16 protein-coding genes are annotated in these 21,453 nt (G+C 70.8%); 6 read left to right on the plus strand and 10 right to left on the minus strand.

Annotated features, from left to right (window positions below):
• Positions 1-55 precede the first annotated feature (55 nt).
• From OG456_RS36450 to OG456_RS36465, 4 genes are all read left to right on the plus strand, one after another.
• Complete coding sequence (locus OG456_RS36450) at positions 56-1,045, plus strand: helix-turn-helix domain-containing protein (protein ID WP_266568637.1); 990 nt, start codon at positions 56-58, stop codon at positions 1,043-1,045.
• Complete coding sequence (locus tag OG456_RS36455; protein WP_266568639.1) at positions 1,038-1,205, plus strand: hypothetical protein; 168 nt, start codon at positions 1,038-1,040, stop codon at positions 1,203-1,205. Before OG456_RS36450 ends, OG456_RS36455 begins: the two co-directional genes overlap by 8 nt.
• Before the next feature lie 174 nt (positions 1,206-1,379).
• Complete coding sequence (locus OG456_RS36460; RefSeq protein ID WP_266568641.1) at positions 1,380-2,270, plus strand: hypothetical protein; 891 nt, start codon at positions 1,380-1,382, stop codon at positions 2,268-2,270.
• A gap of 120 nt (positions 2,271-2,390) precedes the next feature.
• On the plus strand, positions 2,391-3,623 hold the full coding sequence (locus OG456_RS36465; RefSeq protein ID WP_266568643.1) for a cytochrome P450: 1,233 nt from the start codon (positions 2,391-2,393) through the stop codon (positions 3,621-3,623).
• Positions 3,624-3,650: 27 nt separating this feature from the next.
• Here the strand turns inward: OG456_RS36465 and OG456_RS36470 are convergent, their stop codons facing one another.
• Positions 3,651-4,757, minus strand: coding sequence for a hypothetical protein (locus tag OG456_RS36470; RefSeq protein ID WP_266568645.1), 1,107 nt, complete (start codon positions 4,755-4,757; stop codon positions 3,651-3,653).
• Positions 4,754-5,350 (minus strand): ankyrin repeat domain-containing protein, encoded by a 597-nt coding sequence (locus OG456_RS36475; RefSeq protein ID WP_266568647.1) that lies wholly within the window; start codon positions 5,348-5,350, stop codon positions 4,754-4,756. The genes OG456_RS36470 and OG456_RS36475 overlap by 4 nt, the downstream gene beginning before the upstream one ends.
• A gap of 512 nt (positions 5,351-5,862) precedes the next feature.
• Here OG456_RS36475 and OG456_RS36480 point away from each other — a divergent pair.
• Both OG456_RS36480 and OG456_RS36485 read left to right on the plus strand, forming a co-directional pair.
• Entirely contained in the window at positions 5,863-6,279 is a 417-nt protein-coding gene (locus tag OG456_RS36480; RefSeq protein ID WP_266568649.1) for an NUDIX domain-containing protein, read from the plus strand.
• 244 nt (positions 6,280-6,523) lie between these two features.
• Positions 6,524-8,608 (plus strand): SpoIIE family protein phosphatase, encoded by a 2,085-nt coding sequence (locus tag OG456_RS36485; RefSeq protein WP_266568651.1) that lies wholly within the window; start codon positions 6,524-6,526, stop codon positions 8,606-8,608.
• Between the two features lie 18 nt (positions 8,609-8,626).
• Here OG456_RS36485 and OG456_RS36490 read toward each other — a convergent pair whose 3' ends face one another.
• From OG456_RS36490 to OG456_RS36525, 8 genes are all read right to left on the minus strand, one after another.
• Entirely contained in the window at positions 8,627-9,667 is a 1,041-nt protein-coding gene (locus OG456_RS36490) for an ABC transporter permease (protein ID WP_266568653.1), read from the minus strand.
• A complete protein-coding gene (locus tag OG456_RS36495; RefSeq protein ID WP_266568655.1) occupies positions 9,664-10,626 on the minus strand; it encodes an ABC transporter permease in 963 nt (320 codons plus the stop codon). Before OG456_RS36495 ends, OG456_RS36490 begins: the two co-directional genes overlap by 4 nt.
• Complete coding sequence (locus OG456_RS36500) at positions 10,619-12,178, minus strand: sugar ABC transporter ATP-binding protein (protein WP_266568657.1); 1,560 nt, start codon at positions 12,176-12,178, stop codon at positions 10,619-10,621. Before OG456_RS36500 ends, OG456_RS36495 begins: the two co-directional genes overlap by 8 nt.
• 106 nt (positions 12,179-12,284) lie before the next feature.
• Positions 12,285-13,382 (minus strand): ABC transporter substrate-binding protein, encoded by a 1,098-nt coding sequence (locus OG456_RS36505; protein ID WP_266568659.1) that lies wholly within the window; start codon positions 13,380-13,382, stop codon positions 12,285-12,287.
• A 192-nt stretch (positions 13,383-13,574) separates the two neighbouring features.
• A complete protein-coding gene (locus OG456_RS36510; RefSeq protein ID WP_266568664.1) occupies positions 13,575-14,687 on the minus strand; it encodes an aldose epimerase family protein in 1,113 nt (370 codons plus the stop codon).
• A gap of 244 nt (positions 14,688-14,931) precedes the next feature.
• Positions 14,932-15,960, minus strand: a complete 1,029-nt coding sequence (locus OG456_RS36515; protein WP_266568667.1) for a LacI family DNA-binding transcriptional regulator — start codon at positions 15,958-15,960, stop codon at positions 14,932-14,934.
• A 346-nt stretch (positions 15,961-16,306) separates the two neighbouring features.
• The gene (locus OG456_RS36520; RefSeq protein ID WP_266568669.1) at positions 16,307-18,706 is read right to left on the minus strand and encodes a beta-L-arabinofuranosidase domain-containing protein; all 2,400 of its coding nucleotides are present in this window, start codon (positions 18,704-18,706) and stop codon (positions 16,307-16,309) included.
• Between the two features lie 137 nt (positions 18,707-18,843).
• Complete coding sequence (locus OG456_RS36525) at positions 18,844-21,447, minus strand: PA14 domain-containing protein (protein WP_266568671.1); 2,604 nt, start codon at positions 21,445-21,447, stop codon at positions 18,844-18,846.
• Between the last annotated feature and the right edge of the window lie 6 nt (positions 21,448-21,453).

Raw genomic sequence — 21,453 nt, forward strand, 5'->3', positions numbered from 1 at the left:
CCCGAGTGTGGGGAGCGGTGGGCGCGCACGCTAACGTTTCGGCAGGAGGCGAAAGATGGTGCTGCTGCGGTTGAGCTCGATGGCCCTGTCACAGTCCCGGTTCGCGCTGTCCCCGAGCGCCGAGACGCTGGGGTCGATGAGCGTCCTGACGAAGCCCTGCTCCGACCCGTGGCTCACCCCCTGGTACACCCGCCACCACGACGCCTTCCATGCCGCGCTCGACGCGGACCCGTTCGCGAGGGGCCTCGTCGAGCTGATCTGCTCGACCAAGTACCTCCCCGGGTACGTGAGCCGCCCGCCGTCCGGCGGAATGCGCACCGCGCTCGCCGATGAACTGAAGGCCGTCGCCGCGGCCCGTGACGACGACATACGCGCGGACCTCGACGCGGCGGTGGCCCGCAGCTGGAAGCGGCACGACCTGGGGTGGCTGACCGGGCACGGGTGGGGAGCCCGGACCGCCGACCTCTTCCGGCAGGTGTGGACGACGCATGTGTCGCCGGACTGGCCGCGCCGCCGCGCCCTGTTGGAGCGGGACGTCACATACCGGGCGGGGCTGCTCGCCGCGTACGGCTGGCCCAGAGCCCTCCAGCACATGAACCGGCGCAGTGCCTGGGTAGGCGCCGACGGGATCCGCTTCAGTGACCAGCCAGGTCCTGACCGCATCGTCGGCGAGGGCGGAATGCTGTTCGTCCCGGTCTGCGTGACCAGCGGCACCTGGCTGGCCGAGGCGCCTCCCGACCGGTACGCACTGGTGTACCCGGCCCGCGGTACGGCAGAGCGGACCGGGCGGGCGCGGGCGCCGCGGGCTCTCGACCGGCTGATCGGCAGCGGCCGAGCCGCCCTCCTCCACGAACTCGAACGCCCGGCGACCAGCAGCGAACTCGCCGCGCACCTGGGCCAGTCGCTCGGCACCGTCGGCGGTCACCTGGCCGTCCTGCGCGGTGCGGACATGGTCGTCGGTACGAGAGTGGGGCGACGCGTGGTCTACCGGCGCACGGAGGCGGGGGACCGCCTCGCCGGTCGTGCGGACTCTCCGGATGACTGACCACGGGATCGACGAGCCGATCGACGAAGACGGAGCAGTCGACGAGGCCATGATCCGACGCGCCGGCGGGTGGGCCAGGTGGGCCGTCCTGTCGGCCCTGTCCCTGTTCGCGATCGGCCAAGCAGGAGAACGGGCTCTGCCCGGCGGCAAGCCCGCGTGAGGGCGGGCCGGCCGGCTGACCCTCGACCGCGTACTCGCCTCGCGCCGAACGCGACACGTTCGCCGGTGCTCGGTGCTCGGTGCTCGGTGCTCGGCGCAACGGCGCGGTGGCGGGCGGACCACGGTGACCGGCGCGTCTCGGCCGCCTGCGCTGCCCGCAGGGCAGAGTGGGCATGTGGATGCAGATGATGTCGCCGAGGATCTCTACCGCCTGCCGCCCGTCCAGTTCACGGCCGCGCGCAACGCGCAGGCCGTCGAGGCGAAACGCGCCGGTGACGCGGCCGCCGCGCGCCGGATTGCTGCCTTCCACAAGCCGACTCTCGCCGCCTGGGTGTCGAACCTGCTGGCGCGGCAGAAGGAGGAGGCGGGGCAGTTCCTCGAGCTCGCACAGGCGCTGCGGGAAGCACATCGTACGCTCGACCCGGAGCAGTTCCGGACCCTCAGTCACCAGCAGCACGTAGTGATCGCGGGCCTCGCGCGACAGGCGGGTGGTCTCGCCCGGCAGGCCGGCCAGCCGGTGAGCCCGAGCGTTCTGCACGAGGTCGAACAGATCCTCCACGCGGCGCTGGCCGACCCGGAGGTCGCAGAGCAGTGGGCCACCGGCAGGCTCACGAAGGTCCCCGCCGTGTCCACGGACTTCCCCGGTACGTCGCCTCTCGCGCAGGTGCCGAAGAAGGACGCAAGGCCCGAAAAGCCCACCCCGGCTCCCGCAAGCAGAAAGGCCCCCGACGCCGCCGAGGAGAAGCGCCGCGCCCGCCTCAAGGAGGCGATGAAGGCGGCCACCGAGGCCGCGGCCGAGGCGAGCCGCCGCGACGACGAGGTGCGCCGGGCCGAGGAGGAGCACGAACAGGCCACCGCCCGCCGGTCCGCGGCGGACGAACGCGTCGCACTCCTGACGGCTCAGCTCGGCGAGGCCGAGGAGGAGCGGCGCACCGCTGCCGAGGCGGCGGACGAGGCGTCCGTACGCGTCCGGGACGCCGCACGCGAACAAAAGGCCGCCCAGCGGAACTCGGCGAGGACGTCCCAGGTCGTCGAGCGGCTCTCCGGAGGTGATTCCGGCCGCTGAGCGTGAGGCTCACCCTCGTGTCACGAACTGGTCACGCCGCCCATCCGTACCCATGTTCTATTGGATGCTGGCGACCGAGATCACGTCAGGGGACACGTGCTCGCGAAACGGAGTGAGGACATGACCGATCCGGCCGCCGCACCAGTGGAACTGACCCACGCTCAGATCGACGAGGCGTCGCACGGCCACGGCGTACCGCTGGTGCGGGTGACGCTCCCGGGGACCACGACCCCCGTGTGGCTGGCCACGCGCTACGACGTGGTGAAGGCGGCGCTCGGCGACACCCGTTTCGTGCGGGACCTGGCGAGGGTTCCGGGTGCGCGGGGCAGAGGTGTGGGCGCGGAACTGCTCGACGGCTCGGGGCTGCCGCCGGAGTACCGGCAGTACCTGGAGATCCTCGTGATGGTCGACGGGCCCGAGCACACCCGCCTGCGCACGCACGTGATGCGGGCCTTCGCGCCGCGCCGGATCTCCGCGCTGCGTCCGCGCATCGAGCGCATCGTCCAGGACGTGACCGGTGAACTCGCCGCAAAGGGCGACCAGTTCGATCTCCTGAGTGCCTTTGCCTACCCGGTCATGACGGACGTCATCTGCGAGATCATCGGCGTGGACGCGGCCGACCGGCCGAAGGTGAGCGGCTGGATCCGGGACTACGAGTCCGGTGAGCCGGACCGGTTCCTGCCCGGCATCGACCACCTCGCCGAGTACATCGGCGAACTGCTCGACCTCCGTGGCCCGGCGCCCAGGGAGGACCTGGTCTCCGATCTGCTGCGCTCCAGCGCGGTGGCGGCCGAGGGGCAGCGCCTCACGCGCCAGGAGATGATCGCGCTCGTCTTCCTGCTGATCAACACGGGGATCGCACCGCCCGCCTTCTTCATCACCGACGCGGTCCTCACTCTCCTCGACCACCCGCAGGAGGCGGCCCGGCTGCGGGCGGAGCGCGACCTACTGCCGCGCGCCGTACAGGAGTTGCTCCGTCACGTGTCCGCGGTGCGGGTCGGCGCCACCCTGTACGCCACCGAGGACGTGCGACTCGGCGGCGTCCTGGTACGCCAGGGGGAGGGCGTCACGAGCGGTCTGCTCGCCGCCAACCGCGACCCGGGAACCTTCGACGACGCCACGCGGCTCGACCTCGCACGCGAGGCGGCGCGCGGGGCCGGGCACATCGCCTACGGGCACGGCGCGCACCGCTGCATCGGAGCCGCGCTCGCCAACCTCCAGACCGAGGTGATCATCGACGAGCTGTTCCTGCGGCGCGACAGCCTCAAGCTGGCCGTCGACCGGGACGCCGTCGAGCGCGTCGGTTTCGCGGGCGACGGCACCTACCCGATCGCGCTGCCGGTCCGCATCTAGGGTCGGACGCGCACGGGCAGGGCCCGGTCACAGTACGGCGATGCCCAGCGGCCGATGGCCTGCGGGCAGGCGGTGGGTGTCCCCGCTCTCCAGGTCCACGACGGTGATCCCGTCCCAGAATCCGTCCCGGGTGAAGCCCCCGGTGACATAGGCGGTGCGGCCGTCCCGTGACGCGGCGACGTCCTCGTGCGGGCCGTCGAGGGGGACGACGCGCTCCTTCCCGTCGGCGGAACGGATCGTCAGCGAGGCGTCGTCGTCCCCGGCGCTGATCGGTCCCGTGCCGACGGCGAGCAGGGTGCCGTCGGGGGTGAGCTGGGCGCCGTGCTGGTGCGTGTCGGCGGTCATCGGCTCGACGGCGACCTCGCCGGTGCGCGGGTCGAGCACGGCCAGCTTCTCGCCCTCGAAGGGCAGCAGGAGCTTCCCGTCATCGCGTACAGCGGCGTAGTGCGGCTTCAGCCACGAGCCGAGTCCGCCCTCCGTGCCGTACGGCGCGACCTCGAACCGGCGCGGGGTGAGCGTGTCGGCGCGTACGGCGGTCACATCGAACGAGTCGTGGCCGGTGGCGTACACCTCGCCGCCGTCCCGCGAGACGTCGACATCGAAGGGGCGACGGCCGACCGGGACGGTGTCCGTGACCTTCCGCGTCGCCGTGTCGATGACCTCCAACACCCCGCTCTCGTCCGGGACGTTGACGCCCACGTAGACATGCTTTCCGTCGGGCGCGAGGGCGATGCCCATGCCGCCGCCGCGGTACTCGCCGGTCGTGGCGGGGCCGGTTTCCGTCGTGTACGGGATGCGGCCGACGTTCTCGCGCCTCTCGGTGTCGACGACGGCCACCCCTTCGGCCGTCGCCACCCAGGCCCGGCCGTCCTTGCCGACGACCAGCCCGTACGGTGCCGTGCCCACCTTCACCGAGTCGAGTGCGCCGCGATCCGGGTCCACGAACGTGACCGTGTCGCTGCCGAAGTCGGTCACCAGCAGGGTGCCTTGGGCGGTCCGCTCGGGCGCCGAGGGCGTGACGGTGGCGGCCGGGGGCGAGGACGCGGTGGAGTCGGCCGAGCCGGTCGCCGTGCACCCCGCCGCGACGAGGACGACGGCCATTGCCCCGAGCACACCGCGCGCGCGGGCCGTCATGCCGCCGCCTTGAGCAGCGCCGCCAGCGCGTCGAAGCCGCGGCGTTCCGCGTGTTCCAGGGCCGTGACGCCGTCCGCGTCCGCGAGTTCCGGGCGGGCGCCCGCCGCGAGCAGCAGCTCCACGATCTCCTGGTGCGCGCGGCCCCCGTCGCCGAGGATCACGGCTTCCAGGAGCGCGGTCCATCCGAGATCGTTGACGTGGTTGACGTCGATGTCCGTCTCCCGGAGTACCGCCCTCACGTACGCGACGTGGCCGCGCTCGCCGGCGGGGATCACCGAAACGCCGCCGTAGCGGTTACGCAGAGTGAGATCCGGGCCCGCCGGGAGGAGGACGCGCATCATCGCGACGCTTCCGGTCACGCCGGTGACGAGCCACGGGCTGTCGTGCCGCCGGTCCTGGGCGTCCGGGTCCGCTCCGGCCGAGACCAGGACCCGCGCGGCCTGGACGTGATCGTGGAGAGCGGCAAGGAGCAGTGGGGAGCGCAGTTCCTCGTCGCAGGTCTCCACCGAGGCGCCGGCGTCGAGGGCTGCGCGCACCTCGGCGGCGTCACCACGCCGGGCGGCCTCCAGGAGTCGGCGGTCGCGGTCGTGCATCTCGATGCTCCAAGTCCGTAGGGGAAGGAACGGGGGCGCCTCCGATGTCCGTTCCGCAGTCCATTCTCCGGCTGCCTCACGCCCTCACCGGTAGGCCTGCCGTCTGCGGCTGCGGACCCCTACGGACGACACCGGGGTCAGCCGATCGGCTGATGCCCACTGGGCCGGCCCACCGGGCGGGACGAAGAGAAGGCCCCCTCCGCACCCGGTGAGGGCGAGGAGGGGGCCGTGATGGAGGCCCGCCCTCAGGGTGTGCACCGGTTGCCGTCGCCACGACAGGAACCCGAAGACGTCCTCGGGTATCTCAACGAGCCGGCATGTGCCATGTTCTGCCATGGCCGCAGAGGGCACCCGCACGTGGTTGATCGGCGTGTCACGTTGACGCGCTGTGCGAGCTCAGTAGGTTCAGCGTGATTCCTGACCGCGCGGGGCGCGTGATCGATAGGTTGTTCCCCTGCATTGGCCGTCATCGGGGACGGTGATGTCCTCAGTGGTGCAACGTAGGAGGTCAGATGCGTTCGCGAGTCTCGGCGTATGCGATCGCTGTCATGGAGGAGCAGCTGCTGCTGACTCAACTCGCGGACAGCTCACCGGTCTTCGAGCCCGGCCTGTGGCACCTGCCCGGCGGAGGGGTCGACCCGGGGGAACAGCCGTACGAGACACTGGGGCGCGAACTGTACGAGGAGACGGGCCTGGAAGTCCTGGACGCCCGGCTGGTCGATGCGCGGGCGTACACCGCTCACCGGCTCGGCATCGACTGGCATCTGGTGGGGCTCTTCTACCGCGTCGACGTCAAGCCGGCCCCACTCGTGGTGACCAAGGCGTACGACTCCACGAGCGCCGTCACCTGGATGCCCCTGTCCGGCTTGCGGGAATCGCGGCTGTCCCCCGCGGCGGTCGACAGCTTGGCGATGATCGGCGCCCGATAGCCCACCGGCCCGGCGTGGGCGCGGCCCACCAGCAGCGGAGGAAGCGAACATGACCTTCTCCGGGAAAGGGGCATAAAATGCCGTGGGGAGTCTGGAGGCAGCATGGCCGAGAATCTGGACCGCACCACACGCCGGGGCTCCGGCTGACAAAATACTCGTCTTCGATGGAGTCGATGACATCCCGAACCGGGCTGATCTTCTTCAGCCGCCCCTCGGACCCCGGCGATTCTGGGGAGGTGTCTGGATGGATGCGATCGGTTCGTCGCGGACGGGCCTGACGGCGGGCACGGTATCCGAGCCCGGCGGCCTTCTGGACGCCCTGGCGGTTGCCGCGGTGATGGTCGACGCCGAGGGCCGGATCAGCCTGTGGAGCCCCCAGGCCGAGGAACTGTTCGGGTTCACCGCCGAGGAGGCGCTCGGACGGGGAGCCGCTCAGCTCCTGGTCGCCCCGGAGAACGTCGACCTCGTCCTCGGCCTGTTCGCCGAGGTCATGGAGAGCGGCCGGAGCTGGGCAGGTGTCTTCCCCGTACGCCACAAGGACGGCAGCACCCGCCTGGTGGAGTTCCGTAACATGCGGCTCCACGACGAACTCGGTGACGTCTACGCCCTGGGCATCGCCAGCGACCGTGCCCTCCTGCGCCGCGTCGAGAGGGACCTCGCGCTGTCCGTGCAACTCGTGGCCCAGTCGCCCATCGGGCTCGCGGTCCTGGACACGAACCTGCGCTACGTGATGGTCAACCCCGCGCTGGAACGCATCAACGCCCTGCCCGCCGAGCAGCACATCGGCCGCGGCGTCGGCGAGGCCCTTCCGTTCCTGGACACCGAAGCCATCACGTCCACGATGCGCCAGGTCCTGGCCACGGGCACCCCGGTCCTCAACGAATTCACCGTCGGCCGCCCCGGCGGCGCCGCCGACGTGGAACACGCCTGGTCGGTGTCCTACTACCGGCTGGACGACCCAGCCGGCCGGGTACTCGGCCTGGCGATCTCCGTGGTGGACGTGAGCGAACAGCACCGGGCCTCGAAGGAAGCCGCCCGGGCGCGCCGGCGCCTGGCCCTCATCGCCGACGCGTCGACGACCGTGGGCACCACGCTGGACGTCGAGCAGACCGCGCACGAACTGGCGTCGGTGGTCGTCTCCGAGCTGGCCGACGTGGCGGCGGTCGACATCCTCGACGCCGTGCTCCAGGGCCGGCGCCAGAACACCCCGGCCGACGGAGAGCCGGCTCTGTTCCGGGCGCTGGCGGTGACCGCGGCCTACTCCACCAACGCGCTCCACGCCGCCGACACCCCCGGGCAGATAGCCAGCTACGCGGCCGACCGGTACATCACCCAGTGCGTGACCTCAGGGCGCCCGGTCCTGGTGGAACACGTGAGCGAAGCGGACCTGGAGCGCATCGCGCCCGATCCGGAGTCCGCCCGGGTCCTGTCCCGCGCGGGACTGCACTCCTATCTGGCGGTGCCGCTCATCGCCCGCGGTGAAGTACTGGGCGCGCTCGACCTGGGACGCGCGCGAAACGAGTTGCCGTTCGACGAGGACGATGTCGTCCTGGCCGGCGAACTGGCCGCCCGCGCGGCGGTCGCCATCGACAACGCCCGCTCGTACCAGAGCGAACGCCGCACCGCGCTCACCCTCCAGCGCCACCTGCTCCCGCCCAGGCCGCCGCGCAGGCCCGGCCTGGAGATCGCCTACCGCTACCAGCCCGCCCAGTCGGCCAGCGAGATAGGTGGCGACTGGTTCGACACCATCCCGGTGGCCGGCGACAAGACCGCCCTCGTCATCGGCGACGTCATGGGCAGCGGCATCAACGCCGCCGCCACCATGGGCCAACTACGCACCGCCACCCGCACATTGGCCGACCTCGACCTCGCGCCGGCCGAGGTGCTCCGCCACCTCGACCACACCGCCGCCGAACTCGACCCCGCGTTCGCCACATGCATCTACGCCGTGTACGACCCGCACCGCGGCGAGTGCCGGATCGCCGTCGCGGGCCACCTGCCGCCCATCCTGGTCAGACCGGGCGGACGCCCCGAACTCCTCGACCTGCCCTCGGGAACACCTCTCGGCGTGGGCGACATCGCCTTCCAGGAGACGACGGTGAAGATAGAGTGCGGCGACCAACTCGTGCTCTACACCGACGGGTTGATCGAGACGCGCTCCGACGCGATAGACGCCCGCATCAACACCCTGCTCGCTCTGCTCTCCGACCCGCAGGGGTCCCTGGACGAGGTCTGCGACCACCTCCTGGTCGCACTGCGCGATCAGGACGACCACGACGACGTGGCCCTCCTGATCGCCCGGGCCCGCCCGCTGGGTACCACGGCGTAAGGGCACGGAGCAGACCGGTCACAACAACTGCCGCCTGCGGCCGAGCCACGTCTGCGCGATGACCACGACCGCCAGGAACGCGCCGCTGACGACCTGCTGGTAGGAGGAGTCGAGGGAGCCGATCTGGTTGATGACGTTCTGGATGACCTTCAGGAGCAGCACCCCCACCAGGGAGCCGCTGACATAGCCGAGGCCGCCGGTCAGCAGCGTGCCGCCGATGACGACCGCGGAAATGGCCTCCAGCTCCATGCCGTTGCCGAGAATCGTGACGCCGGAGGCCAGCCAGGCGGCGTTGAGCGCGCCGGCCAGGCCCGCGAGGACGCCGGACAGCGTATAGACAATGATCTTGGTGCGGGCCACGGGAGCACCCATGAGGGCGGCCGCGTCCTCGTTGCCGCCGACCGCGTAGACATGCTGGCCGAAGCGGCTGCGCCGCAGGACCACCGCGCCCGCCACGAACAGGGCCAGGGTGATCCACACGGGGTTGCCGAGGCCGAGGGTCGTGCCCTGGCCGAGCTCCGCGAGGAACGACCCCTTGGCGACGAGATAGGTGTTGGCCCCCTCGTCGGTCAGGGACAGCATCAGGCCGCGCGCGCCCAGCATCGCGGCCAGCGTGACGATGAAGGGAGCGAGCCGCGAGCGGGCGATCAGCAGACCGTTGACCACACCGATGAGACCGCAGACCGCCATCGGCAGCAGGAGCGCCACCAGGGTGCCGTACTGGGAACCCCACGCGGCCAGAACGCCGCCCAGAGCGAAGAGCGAACCGACGGACAGGTCGATGCCCCCGGTGATGATGACGAACGTCATGCCGAGCGCCACGACCGCCAGGAACGCCGAACTCGTCGCCATGTTGGACAAGTTGTCCCCGGTGGCGAACGAGTCGAAGCTCAGGGACGCCACCGCCGACACGATCACGAGCACCGCCAGCGCGCCGTGCTGCTGGACCAGCGCGCTCAGCCGCTCGGAGCGGCTGCTGCCGACGGGCTCGGCGGCGTCGAGGAGCTCCTTCTCCGTACGGGCCACGGTCTCTTCCGTTTCCGTCCTGGTCGCCGTCATCGCTTCCCCCGTCCGCGCGCCGCGTACACCGCCAGCACGATCACGATGGCCTGGGCGATCTGCGTCCACGAAGGCGGCAGATCGTGCTTGATGAGGGTGGCGGTGAGCAGCTGGATGAGGACGGCGCCCGCCACCGTTCCGGCGATGTTGACCCTGCCGCCGCTCAGGGGGGTGCCGCCGACCACCACCGCGGTGATCGCGGACAGCTCCATCAGATTGCCGAGCGACGTGGGGTCGCTGGCCTGGAGCCGCGCGGTCGCGAGCACACCCGCGACAGCGGCGAGGAGCGCGCACGCCACGTAGACGAGCATCAGGACCCGGCGCACCGGCAGCCCCGCGAGCTTCGCCGCCGCCCGGTTGTCGCCGATGGCGAGCAACTGCCGCCCGAAGGTGGTGCGCCGGATGACGAAGGCCACCAGCAGCGCGAGCGCGGCGGCGATGACGATGAGGTACGGGATGCCGAGGACGTCACCCGAGCCCAGCGACGCGAGCGCCGGGTTGTGCAGGTCCTTGAGCTGCGGCAGCAGCACCAGGGCGATGCCCCGGCCGCCGACCATGAGGGCGAGCGTGGCCACGATCGGCTGGACGCCGACCCAGGCGACCAGCGCCCCGTTGGCCAGGCCCACCACGGCGGCGAACACGGCCACCGTGAGCAGGGCCGGCACGAGCCCGTACCCCAGATAGAGGGCCGTGACCGAGGCCGCGAGCGCCATGACGGCGCCCACGGACAGGTCGATGCCCTCGGTGCCGATGGCCAGGGCCATGCCGAGCGCGACGATGATCACGGGCGCGACCTGCACGGCCTGCGTCCGGAAGTTCTCGGCGGACAGGAAGTGCGGGGTCACTGCGATATTGACGACGAGCAGCACGGCCACGCCCGCGTACACGCCGTACGTCTGCATCCACTGCAGGACGCGGGCGCGGTCGAGGGCGGCCGGCCGTATCGCGGCCTCAGCCATGGCGGGTCACCTCCCCGGCGGCGCCGGGGGCGGGGCTGCCCGCCGCGATGGTCTGCATCAGCTTGTCCTCCGTGACGTCGTCGCCGGTCAGTTCGCCGACGACCGCGCCGTCCTTCAGCACGACCACGCGGTCGGACCCTTCGATGAGTTCCTCCAGGTCGGAGGAGATGAGCAGGACACCGAGGCCGTCCTCGGCCAGTTCGTCGACCAGCTTCTGCACCTCGGCCTTGGCGCCCACGTCGATGCCGCGCGTGGGCTCGTCCAGGAGCAGTACCTTCGGGTTCATGGCCAGCCAGCGGGCCAGGAGCACCTTCTGCTGGTTGCCTCCGGACAGCTCGCCGACCTTCTGATAGGGCGAGGAGGCCTTGATACGGAGTCTCTTGACGAAGGTGTCCACGATCTTGTCGACCTGGGCCTCGGAGACCAGACCGAAGCGGGAGAGCCTCGGCAGCGCGGCCAGGGCGATGTTCTCGCGGACGGAGAGCCCGGGGACGATGCCCTCGCTCTTGCGGTCCTCGGGCAGCAGGCTGATGCCGGCGCGGATGGCGGCGGGCGTGGATCCCGCGCGCAGCGGGACGCCGGCCACCGTGACGCTGGCCGCCTTCGACGCCAGAGCGCCGGAGATCGCCTTCGCGGTCTCCGTACGACCCGACCCCAGCAGCCCGCCCAGGCCGACGACCTCGCCAGGACGGATGTCCAGCGAGACCCCGTGCAGCTTGTGAGGAACCGTCAGATCCCTTGCGCTGAGCACGGGTACGGAGTCGGCGGCATGGTGGTCGCCGGTGAATTTGGTCAGGCCCTCACTGCGGACCTCGCCCAGGTCACGCCCCAGCATCGTGGACACCAGGGTGAGCCGGTCCAGCTCGGCGAGTGGTCCGGTGTGCACGCGGCACCCGTCCCGCAGCACCGTGACCGTGTCGCACATCGCGTACAGCTCGTCGAGCCGGTGGCTGACGTAGATGACGGCGATCCCGTCGGCGCGCAGCCGGCGGATCACCTCGAACAGGGTCTCCACCTCGCGCGGTTCGAGGGAGGAGGTCGGCTCGTCCATGATGACGACACGCGCGTCGGTGGCGACGGCCCGGGCCAGGGCCACCATCTGCTGGGCGCCGACGCCCAGCGTCCGCAGCGGCTGCCGGACGTCCACCCGCACCCCGTACGCGCGCAGGCTCTCCTCGGCCTCGCGGTGCATGCGGCCGAAGTCGAGCAGCCCGAAGCGGTTGCGCGGCTCGCGCCCCAGGAAGAGGTTGCGGGCCACGCTCAACAGCGGGATGAGGTTGACCTCTTGGTAGATCGTGGAGATGCCCGCGTGCTGGGCCTCCAGCGGTGTGGCGAAGGAGACCGGGCGGCCCTGGAAGGTGATGTCTCCCGCGTCGGGCCGGTACACACCGGTGAGCACCTTGATGAGCGTCGACTTGCCGGCGCCGTTCTCGCCGATCAGGGCGTGGACCTCACCGGCGTGCAGCGCGAGGTCCACGCCGTCCAGGGCCCGGACACCGGGGAACGACTTGCTGAGTCCGCGGACGGTGAGGACTTCGGCGGAGGGAGCCACCTGTGCCTCCAGAGTGGGTGAGGGCTGGGGTCTTTCGTTTGGATCACGCTGGATCAGGGGCGGGGGTGGGTCGGCGCAGGCCCGCCCACCCCCGCCTGAAGCCGTGTCAGAAGGCCTTGCCGATGTCCGACTTGGCGTTCTTCGCGTCGTAGGACCCGTCCTGGATGATGACGTCCTGGGGGACTTCCTTGCCCTGGGTGAACGTGTCGAGGGTCTGGAAGGCGAGCGGGCCGAAGCGCGGGTTGGACTCGATGACACCGCTGATCCAGCCGTCGACGATGCCCTGGACCGCGTTGCGCGTTCCGTCGACCGTCACGATCTTCACGTCGCCGGCCTTCTTGCCGGCGCCCTTGAGCGCGGCGACCGCTCCGAGGCCCATCTCGTCGTTCTCGGCGTAGATCCCCTTGATGCCGGGCTTGGACTGGATCAGCTGCTCGGTGACCTGCTGGCCCTTCTCGCGGGCGAAGTCGCCGGTCTGCTGGAAGACGACCTTGAGGTCCGGGGCCTTCTCCTTGATGCGGTCCTTGAAGCCCTTGGTGCGCTCGGTGGTGACGTTGTTGCCCGCGGCGCCGAGCAGGATCGCGACCTCGCCCTTGCCGCCGGTCGCCTCGATCATCTGGTCGGCGGCGCGCTTGCCCTGGTCGACGAAGTCCGACGCGATGAAGCTGACGTAGTCCTTGCACGCCGCGGCGTTGATCTTGCGGTCGATGGTGACGATGGGCACCTTCTTGGCCGCGGCGGCCTTCAACACCGGCTCCCAGCCGTCCGAGTTGAGCGGAGCGATCACCAGCAGGTCGGCGCCCTTGGCGAGGAGGTCCTGCACATCGCTGATCTGCTTGGAGAACTGTGACTGGGCGTTGGCGGTGAGCAGCTTCAGACCGCGCTTGCTCGCCTCGGCCTTGATCGAGGCCGTCTCCGCGATCCGGAAGGGATTGGCCTCCTTCTCGGACTGCGAGAAGCCGACCGTGGCGTTCTTGAGGTCGAGCTTCTTCCCGCCGTACGCGTCGATCGTGCAGCCCTTGCTGCCGGGCTTCGGTGTGACGACCTTCTGGCCCGCGTCGGCGGCTGACGCGGAGGAGTCGGACTTGTTCGCGGCGTCGTCCTCGGACTTGGCGCAGCCGGAGGCGGTGAGGGCCATGGCGGCGGCCAGGGCCACGATCACAGGGCGGGCGGTGAGGTGACGGCGGTGGGTGAAGTGCTTCATGGTGACCCCGATCCGGGTGGCGCGGCGACGGAGGGTTGGCAGGGAGCAGCGCGGGCGGCGAGTATGCGGCTCGACGAGGCGAGAGCCTCGACTGGTCCGCCCGCAGGAGTTTTTACATCGTTGAAAGGAGGGTGTAAAGCCTTTGTGCGGGACGTGACCGCCCTGTGATTCGGGTGGGCCGCCCGACCGCGGTCAACGCGCGACCGCTGCGAGGTGCGGGAAGTTGAGCACGGTCCGGCTGCGCAGGGTCTGGTCCGGGCGCAGGACGGTGCTCGGGTAGTCGGGACGGTTGGGCGAGTCGGGGAAGTGCTGCGTCTCCAGGCACAGGCCCGAGTGGGCGCCCAGCCTGCGCCCCAGCAAGTCGCCGAATCCGCCGTCGAGTTGCTGCCCGGCGTAGACCTGGAGCCCCGGCTCGCTGGTGTGCACCTCGAGCACGCGCCCGCTGCCGGGGTCTTCGAGGCGGGCCGCACGGCGCAGGCCCGACTGCCCCTCGCCGGATGGACGGTCGTGGTCGTCGAGCACCCAGCAGTGGTCGTAGCCGCCGGCCCGCGCCAACTGCTCGTCGGGCTCGGCGACCCGCGCACCGATCCGCCGTGCCCGGGTGAAGTCGAACGGCGAACCGGCCACCGGTGCGGGTGCCCCAGGGAGCGGGAGGCCCGTCTCGTCGATGGGCAGATACGCGGCGGCGTCCACGGTCAGCAGGTGGTCGAGCACCCCTCGGTCCGGGTTGCCGGAGAGGTTGAAGTAGGCATGGTGCGTCAGATTGACGGGCGTGGGGCGGTCGGTGACGGCGTGGTAGTCGAGCGTCAGGGATCCGTCGGACGCGAGGGTGTAGGTGACGGACACCTGGAGCGAACCGGGAAAGCCCTGGTCGCCGTGCGGACTGTCCAGGCTCAGCCGGACACTCGCGGCGCCGTCCGGCCGTTCGCACGGCTCGGCACGCCACAGCCGGCGGTCGAACCCGTCGGCTCCGCCGTGCAGCGAGTTGCCCCGGTCGTTGCCGGGGATGTGGTGCCGCGTTCCGTCCAGGGTGAACGTGCCCGCGGCGATGCGGTTGGCGAACCGCCCCACCACGGCGCCGAGATACGCGCCGTGGGTGGCGTAGTGCTTCACGTCCGGGAGGCTCAGGACGACCTCGGCGGGCGGCCGGCGTTCGGGGCCGGGGACACGCAGGGAGTGCAGTACGGCGCCGTACGTCAGCACGGCGGCCTCAACTCCGCTCGGGCTGCGCAGAGTCCAGCGCTCGACCGGGAGGTCCGAGGGGGTGGCGCCGAAGGGTGCCGGGAAAGGGACGGCGAAGGACATGGGCTCCTCGCGGGGGTGAGGGCCGGGCTCCGTCCGGCGCCGGACGCGGGCGATGCCGACGGGGCGCGGACGGAGCCGGAGACCGGCAGCTGCGGACGCCTGGACATTACAACGTTGTAAGGGGCCGGTACAGGTATCTGCTCAGGTCTTTCGGATATCCGGCGGTCATCCGGCGGCCGCCCGGTCGGGGATTTCGCGGGAAGTCCCTGTGCCGGCGAACCGGCACGCGGTCCCGCTGCCCGGCCTACGTGCTCCGCGCGGCCTGTGTGCTCCGCCCCAGCGTGCTCTCGCGCGCGATGAGCCGGTAGTCCGCCCAGACGCGGCGGGGTTCGGGCGCCTGGCCGCTGAGGCGGGCGAGGACCGACTCCACCGCCATCCGCGCGATGGCTTCCTTGTCCGGTGACACGGAGGTGAGCGTGACCGTCCCGAAGTGCCCCTCGACGACGTCGTCGAAGCCGACCACGGCGACGTCCTCGGGTACGCGCATGCCGCGCTCCGACATCACCCGCATCGCTCCGATGGCGATGGGGTCGTTGTACGCGAACACGGCGTCGGGCCGGCGCCCGGTCTCCAGGATCCGGGTCATCGCCGCCGCACCGTCCGCGTGCCCCCACCCCTCGGTCGTCGCGATCAGCCCGTCGTCCACGGAGAGGCCCGCCGAGAGAAGCTCCTCGCGCCACCCCTGAAGACGCAGGTGGGCGGGTTGGCTGTGGCCGCGGCGGGCGCCGATGAACGCCACCTCGCGGCGCCCCAGATCGATGAGATGCCGCACCGCGGCACGGGCCGCCGCGACGTTGTCCACCGCGATGTGGTCGTAGGGCAGGTCGTAGTGGCGCTCGCCGAGCAGGACCAGAGGCACGTTCTCCGTGCGCTCACGGAGGTCCTCCGCCTCCAGCTCGATGGGGCTGAGGATCAGGCCGTCGATGACGCGGGCGCGGAAACCCTGGCTGACCAGGACCTCCTGTTCGCGCCGGCCGCCCGTGTGGTCCAGGAGCACGATGTAGTCGTGGAGGGCGGCGGCGTCGATCACCGCGGCCGCGAGCTCGGCGAAGTACGGGTTGCCCAGCTCGGGCAGGGCGAGGGCGATGATGCCCGTCCGCCCCTGACGCAGGTGCCGCGCGGTGAGGTTGGGCCGGTAGCCGAGCTCGTCGATGGCCTGCTGCACCCGCTCGCGCATCGCGGGTGTGACGTGCTGGTAGTTGTTCACCACATTCGAGACGGTCTTGATCGACACGCCCGCACGCGCGGCGACGTCCTTGAGGCTGACCCGCACAACATTCCTTCCGGTGGCCTGCCGGGCGCCGGGACCGGTGCGTGCCCGCACGGCGCCGGAGCCATGGCCCCGGCGCAAAGGCTCTGGAGCCGGGCTTGCAACGTTATACGTCCGCATGGCGAAAGGTGGCAAGGGGAACGGATCTACCCGGCACCGGCAGCCGGACCAGCGGGGGAACCGGACCCGGGCCCACCGGACTCACGACGCACCGAACCCCCGACACACAGGACGCCCGGCACACCGGCCCCTGACACACAGGACCCCGACACAAAGAACCCCCGGCACACGACACACCGACGCCGTGGCGCGCCGGGACACCCCCGGCGCGCCACGATCGGTCACGACGTCAGAGCAGCCGCCACAAGTGGTCGTCCGTCCCGTTGTCGCCGAACTGGACGACCTGCGCGCTGTCCGCCGTGGACATCCCGTCCACGCCGAGGACCTTGCCGCTGTTCTTGTTGCGGATCCGGTACCACCCGTCCCCGCTGTCGACGAGCGCCCACAGGTGGTCGGCGGTGCCGTTGTCCTCGTACTGGACGACGCGGGCGCTGTCGGCCGTGGACATCCCGTCGACCCCGAGGACCTTGCCGCTCTGGCCGTTACGGATCAGATGCCAGCCGTCGCCCTTGTCCACGAGCTGCCACGCGTGGTCGCCCGTACCGGAGTTGGCGAACTGGACGACGCGGGCGCTGTTCTCCGTCGACATGCCGTCGACCGCCAGAACCTTCCCGCTGTGCTTGTTCTCGATGCGCCGGAACGCGGGCTCCGGTGTCCATGGCCTGCCGTCGGGCGAGGCCTGGGGAAACGCCGTGATCCGCAGCCGGGCCGCGCCCATCGGGACGAGTGTCACGGTCTCGACGGGTGCGTCGCTGCGGGCCGGTCCGCTTTGCAGGGGCGCGACGACGTGCTCGTCGTCCGCGACCCACTCCTCGATGCGACGGGCGCGCGCGGTGATGTGCACCGGTGTCGTCCCGTGGGTGAACGGGTTGTCCCCGACCGGCCCGTCGTCGCGCCGGAACGAGAGCCCGGCGTCGGGCGACAGGCCGTAGTTCCAGGCGGAGGCCGCGTGCACCTCGTAGTGGGGGAAGGTGTCGTCGCCCGCGTAGCGCTCGTACTGCTCGCCGATCTTCAGGGAGTAGGTGAGCGGTCCGTGGTCGACGCTGACGGCGTCGTGGTTGCCGGGCCAGTGGCGAACGGAAGTGCGCTGCGGCAGGCGCAGCGTCACCACGTCCCCGTCGTGCCAGGTGCGTGCCACCTCGGCCCAGACCGGCCCGTCCCCGGCCGCCAGGCGCTTGCCGTTGACGAGGAGCTCGGGCCCGCGGCACCACCCCGGGATACGCAACCGGAGCGGGAAACGTACCGGCTTCGGGGTGGAGAGCCTGAACTCGACGGTCTCGGTGAAGGGGTAGCCGGTCTCCTCGACGATGGTCACCTCGGTGCCGCCGGCGACCCGCGTACGGACCGTGCAGGGGGCGTACATGGCGGCGGCGAGCCCGTCGCCGGGCGTCGCGAGCCACAGCTCCTCGTTGAAGTAGGGCCAGCCCATGCCGTAGTTGTGCGGGCAGCAGCGGTACTGGTCGACACCGGGCTGCAGGGACTGCATGGCGAAGCCGTTCTGGAACTGCCCTTGTGTCTTGGGGGTGTTGTCCAGGTCGACGCTGTTGGCGCTGGTGACGTAATGCAGGGACTTGCCCTGAGGGTCCAGTGCGGCGGGCAGCATGTTGAACGCGAGTTCCTCGCAGCGGTCCGCCCACACCGGGTCACCGGTGATGCGTGTGAGCAGTTCATGGCTGGCCATGAACTCGACGATGCCGCAGGTCTCGAAGCCCTGACGGGGATCCCCGAAGCCGGGCCGGTAGTTCTCGTCGCCCGCCATGCCACCGCCGGGAAACTGGCCGTACGCACCCATCACGGCGTCGTAACCGCGGTAGGTGGCCCGGGTCAGCTCGGCCGAGCCGGTGAGTTGCGCGTACTGGGCCGGCTCACGGAATCCCTGGGCGATGTTCACGTTGTGGCGCGAGGGCGTGCCGCCCGTCCAGTCCGCCCCGAGGGTGTGCATCTTGCCCGCCAGATCGAGGAGGAACTTCTCCCCCGTACGGCGGTACAGCCACACCACGACGTCGAGCCCGTCGCCCCAACGGTATGAAACCCAGCTGGAGTTGAAGGCCCCGGCCCCCTGGGCGTTCATGAAACGCAGGAAGCGCGTGACGAACGGGACCACGCGCCGGTCGCGCGAGTACTCCTCGTAGGTCCGCAACGCCATCAGCAGCGGCAGGAACGGCCAGAAGTCCGGACCGCCGTTGAGCGAGGTACGCAGCGCGCGCGGTCCGAAGAAGCCGTCACTCTCCTGCGTGGCGAGGATGGCGTCGATCCACTCGCGCGAACGGGCCAGAGCGTGCTCGTCACCGGTGGCGACGGCGAGCGGTACGTATCCGCGCAGCCAGTACGGCAGTTCCTCCCACGCGCCGCGCTCGGGGTGCACCCAGCCGGTGTTGTCGAAGTCCAGGAAGTGGGAGAGGTCCTCGTACCGGCCGCACAGCCCGTCGAGCTGGAGCTTCAGCTGTCCGGCGAGCCAGCCACGGGCGGTGACACTGCCGGAGGGCAGCTTCCGGAACGCGTCCGGGACCAGCGTGCCGGCCGACGGGCGTGAAGCCGCCGCCGCGGACGTGGCGAACGGGCCGCCGAGGGCCGCGGCGCCCAGGCCCAGGGCGCCGGCGCCGAGAAGAGCGCGTCTGCTGACAGGCATGCGGATGCTCCTGTTCGGGGGGTACGGGGGAGGGGATACGAAGAGCCGCGCTCGCGCAAGAAGGGCGAGCCGTGCCCCGGTCCCCCTTCCGCCCCGACGGAGCGCGGAAGGGGGACCGGGCACATGTCAGACCGTGCTCAGCTGCCGGAGCAGCCGGCCACGGTCGCCTGCGAGGCGTCGCGGATCAGCGCGTCCTGCGCCGCCTTCACCCGCTTCACATCCGGCTTGACGATCTTGCGGTCGTACGTCACCAGGCCGTTGAGCTCACCCTCGACGTCCGAGATCTGCGTGTACACGGCGGCGTTGCTGCCCTGGCAGGCCAGCTTGTGCACCTCGGCGAGCCGCGCGAGGTAGTCGTCCGTGTACTTCGCGGGGTCGACGTCCACGTACGACTGCTGCACCGCCCAGGCGTGACCGGGCACCGCGAGACCGAGGCCGCCGTACTCGCCGCTGACCAGGGCGCGCTTGCCGTCGGGATGCGGTGGCAGGGCCGGGCTCGGGTAGCCGTGCTCGTCCATGATGTCGCCGGTCCCGCCGTCCGCCCCGAGGTTGAGGCCCGACATGTTGTTGACCAGCCGCGTCGGGTCCCAGGCCTTGGCCTGCTCGGCGATGCGGCCCACGTCGTACTGGCCCCAGCCCTCGTTGAAGGTGACCCACATGACCACCGAGGGGTGGCTGCTGTGCTGGTCGATCATCGTCTTCATCTCGCGCTCGTACTCGGCGCGCGCGGCCGCGTCCGGCGCCGCGCTCATGGCCGGCATGTCCTGCCACACCATCAGACCCAGCTTGTCCGCCCAGTAGAACCAGCGGTCGGGCTCGACCTTGATGTGCTTGCGGACCGAGTTGAAGCCCATCTGCTTGTGCATCTTCAGGTCGTAGGCCAGCGCCTCGTCCGTCGGCGCGGTGTGCAGGCCGTCGGGCCAGAAGCCCTGGTCGAGGGTGGCCATCATGAAGACGGGCTTGCCGTTGAGGAGCGTGCGCGGCGTGCCGTTCACCTTCTCCACGGAGATGGAGCGCATCCCGAAGTAGCTGCCGACGCTGTCCTTGCCGACGTTCACCTTGAGGTTGTAGAGGAACGGGTCGTCGGGCGACCACAGATGCGCCTTGTCGATCTTCAGGGTCAGCGGCGCGCCGGTGACCCCGCTCGCCGTGGCGACCCTGCGCTTGCCGTCGTACGCCGTCGCCGTGACCGGCACGCCGTCCCGTACGCCCTTGGCCTCGACGGTGGCCTTGCCTTCCTTGACGTCCGGGGTGATCTTGAGGTCGGCGGCGTGATCGGCCGCGACCGGCTCCATCCACACGGTCTGCCAGATACCGGAGGATGGGGTGTACCAGATGCCGCTCGGGTCGAGGCGCTGCTTGCCGACCGGCGGGTTCTCGCCGCCCTGCGCGTCCGTCGGGTCGTAGACGCCGACGATCAGCTCCTGGGTGCGCCCCGGCTTCAGCGCGTCCGTGACGTCGGCGCTGAACTTGTCGTAACCGCCCTTGTGTTCGGCGACCTTGGTGCCGTTGACATACACCTCGGACTGCCAGTCGACGGCGCCGAAGTTCAGCTGGAGGCGCTTGCCGTCACCGACCTTCCAGCCCGCGGGGACCGTGAAGGTGCGGCGGTACCACATGCGGTCCTCGTGGCGCTCGATGCCGGAGAGCTGCGACTCGACCGGGTAGGGCACGAGGATCTTCTCACCGAGCTGCTTGCCGACCGGCGGCTTGTCACCGGACTTCGCCGCGGCGAACTGCCACTCGCCGTTGAGGTTCTGCCAGGCGTCCCGGGTGAGCTGCGGGCGCGGGTACTCGGGGTGGGCGTTCTTCGGCCCCACCTCGTCGGCCCACTTGGTGCGCAGCTCGTACTCGGAGTCGTTCGGGCCGCTGCTCCAGAACTGGCCGACGGCCTTGTCGCCGGTGCTGGTCAGCCCACCCTTGCCGTCGTACGTGACATCGGCCTGGCCGGACGCGCCGCCGCCCTTCTTGCCCACGACCGGCTCCTTGAGCCCGACGAGCAGGGTGCGGGGGTCGGCCGGGTCGGCCTTGATCGTGGAGAGCGGCCACTTGGCGCCGCCGATCACGGCCTGGAGGTGATCCGCGAGGCCCGCCGGCGGGGCCGCGAGGGACTGCGCGAAGTCGAGCTTGAGGGTTCGGCCGTCCTTGAGGACGGTCGTGGATATCGCCCCGTCGTAGTCCCAGCCCTCGGGCAGCCGGAAGGCGGAGGAGGGGATCGCTTCCTTGGTCTCGCCCGGCTCGGTCCAGCGCAGATGGAGGTTCGAGCCGCCGAAGTGCTCGAAGTACTCGACCTTGATGTCGTACGCCTTGCCGGCCGTCAACTCGACGGGCTGGGAGGTCTGTTCCTTGTCCCAGTCGTCGACCCAGTGGTCGATGGCGAGCTTGCCGTCGACCCAGAGCCGGAAGCCGTTGTCGCCGGTGATGGAAAACGTTGTCGCGCCGGTCTTCTCCGGTACGACCTTGCCCGTCCAGCGCACACTGGCGTCGTCGGCCTGGCCGGTGGCCGTCCGCAGCCGCGGCTCGAGGGTGTCGAAATCGAGTTTCGGGTCGAAACCGGTGGCCTTGAGTTCGTGGAAGTCGAAGGCTCCGGAGGCGGACTGGGTGTAGTACTCGCCCTTCAGGCCGTGGGGTTCGACCGGGTCGTCGGCCGCTGTCGCCGACGGTGACACGGTCAGTGCCGCGAGGCCCAGTCCCGCGGCCAGCAGCATGGCCAGTCGGCCTCTGAGTCGTTTGGTGCGCACGAATCC

The organism is Streptomyces sp. NBC_01446 (genome assembly GCF_026340095.1).
GTDB lineage: Bacteria > Actinomycetota > Actinomycetes > Streptomycetales > Streptomycetaceae > Streptomyces > Streptomyces aureus.